Raw genomic sequence first — 2,188 nt, 5'->3', positions numbered from 1 at the left:
TTGCCCACCCGCGCCGCGGCCAGCGCTTCCAGTTCGTTGACGGTCGGGTCTTCGCCATACACGTCGTCGCCGACGGGCGCGGCGGCCATCGCCGCGCGCATGGCCGGCGTGGGCCAGCTAACGGTATCCGACCGGAAGTCAATCCTGTCCATACCCCTTAGTTTACGTCAAGCTGCCCAAGTTGCACAGCCACACGTCCAGACCTGACAGGTGGGCGGCCAGTATGACTCCACCAACAATGAAACTTATGGCCGCCCACCTGTCAGGTCTTTCGTTTGTGCCGGCTGGCGGTAGCGTACCAGGAGAAGCGGCCGGAGAGGGAGGCGGCGGATCTCACGGCGCTGGTGATTCGGGCGCTAGGGATGATCGTTGGGAAGACAGTGAGAGAGGCGATCGAAGGTAATGACGTTTACGGCGTTTACAGCGTTTACGGCGTTTCTAACAAGACCCATTTCATCGCAACGAAGCTAATCACCGGCGCAGCGCAGACGTTGGTTGAAGCACATGAGCTAGACATCCGTCTTGAACAGGTTAACTCACATCGAATCGGTCGTATCTTGAAGAAGATGCGTTTAGCTCCAGTCAAGCATGCTGTTGGTGGTAAGCGTGGCTGGAACGTTTCATTAGAGGAGGTAGTACGTTGGGCCAATAGCTATGGGCTAGATGCGAGTGAGATTACTGGAATAAGTTTGACGCCAACAGCGTTGTCGCCTCATAAAACAAACGCCGTAAGCGCCGTAAGCGCCGTAAACGCCGTAAACATAAACACGGCCAATGTCGCGCCCTCGCTCCCCCTCAACCCCTGGCACGGTGCGATACGAACGCGCCACCCCTTGTAGCGCGGGATGGTATCCCGCCTCTGGGAGGTGAAAAGGCGGATTGCCAGCCCGCCCTACAATTACGGCAGCCACGCCTCGCCCAAGGCCACCCCCGGTTGGACAAACAGATCGGCCGGCGCGGCCTCCGGCACGAGCAGCCGCAGCGCCCCCGGCCGCAACTCGCACGTCAGCGGCGTATACCCCGCCCACTCCCCATCCGTCTGGCAGGGCATCTTCGGCCGCGTCTCGATGACCACGCGGCTACCGGACAGCTTCATCACGCCTGGATCCCACTCCTGCAAATTGAACTGAACCCCGGTCAGGTAGCGCGCCATCAGACCGGCGCGCGGCGTCGCCAGCCGGCTCGACCACTCCCCGGCGCGGAACAGCCACACCTCGTACACCCCATCGTCGAACAGCGCCCCGCTGTTTAACTCGATCAGCCCCCCGGCGTAGAGGCGGCAATTGCTGATGACGATGAGCAGCAAATCGTCCTCGACCGTCTGGTCGTCCACCTGCACAACGGCGCTCATGGCCGGCAGGCGGGGCAGCGCGGCGAGGGCCTGAATGCTGTAGCCGACCGGGCCAAGCCGCTTCGACCACGTCGGCCGCGGCTCCAACTGCTGCACCAGATAGCCATCCGCCCCCACGCCCGTCCACAACAGGGCGTAGCCAGAGGCCGCGTCGCTCTCGACGTAGTTCAGGTCAACCCGCTGCACGCGGCCGGCCAGCAGCGCCTCCGACGCCTCGATGGGCGCGTCCGGGTCGAGTAGCTGGGGGCGGGGCAGCCGCAACTCGCGGGCCAGGGCGTTGGACGTGCCGATGGGTAGGGGGGCCAGGATGGTCTCGCTGCCGGCCAGCCCGTTGGCGATCTGGCCGAGCGTGCCGTCGCCGCCGGCGGCCAGGACGAGGCCGGCACCCTCGTCGGCCGCGCGGCGGGCCAGTTCCGTAGCGTGGCCGGGGGCCTGGGTCGGCCGCAGCGTCACGTCCCAGCCGCGCGCGCGCCAGAAGTCGGCCACCGGCCCGACCTTGGCGGCCATGTTCAACTGCCCGGCGCGGGGGTTAAAGATCAGCGTTGCCTTCATTGGCGGCTCGTCTCCCTCACGCGCATAATTGTAGTAAGAAGCCGGGCGTAACGCACTGTTAAGAAGAATCATCGGCAGATTACGCAGATTTCGCAGATTAAGAAGCTCACGCAAAGCGCGCCAAGAACGCCAACAAGATTTCTTCCTTTGCGCTCTTTGCTTCTTTGCGTCCTTTGCGTGAGCTCTTATCTGCGTAATCTGCGGATCATTCTTCTCAAAAGGAGAAACGTATGGACGAGGAAGAACGGGCCATCTGGGCCTTCCTGGATCGGCACTTGCGCAGCA

The 2,188-nt window shown here is 63.1% G+C and carries 2 protein-coding genes; both read right to left on the bottom strand.

The genetic code is table 11. The features are described from left to right. Window positions 1–152 (bottom strand): beta-eliminating lyase-related protein (locus ACE3UY_RS07155; protein ID WP_374686856.1); only part of this gene is annotated, 152 nt, incomplete at its 3' end. 746 nt (window positions 153–898) lie between these two features. Beyond that, on the bottom strand, window positions 899–1,903 hold the full coding sequence (locus ACE3UY_RS07150; RefSeq protein WP_374686855.1) for a diacylglycerol kinase family protein: 1,005 nt from the start codon (window positions 1,901–1,903) through the stop codon (window positions 899–901). Between the last annotated feature and the right edge of the window lie 285 nt (window positions 1,904–2,188).

The sequence above is a fragment of the Promineifilum sp. (SeqCode) genome (assembly GCF_041918635.1).
Taxonomy (GTDB): Bacteria; Chloroflexota; Anaerolineae; order Promineifilales; family Promineifilaceae; genus Promineifilum.
The sequence above is the reverse complement of the archived record's forward strand: the minus strand, read 5'-3'. Positions and strand labels throughout refer to the sequence as shown.

What these genes read in the sequence shown, in the direction of transcription:
- ACE3UY_RS07150 (WP_374686855.1), bottom strand. Translation starts at nt 1,903, where the DNA reads ATGAAGGCAACGCTGATCTTTAACCCCCGCGCCGGGCAGTTGAACATG.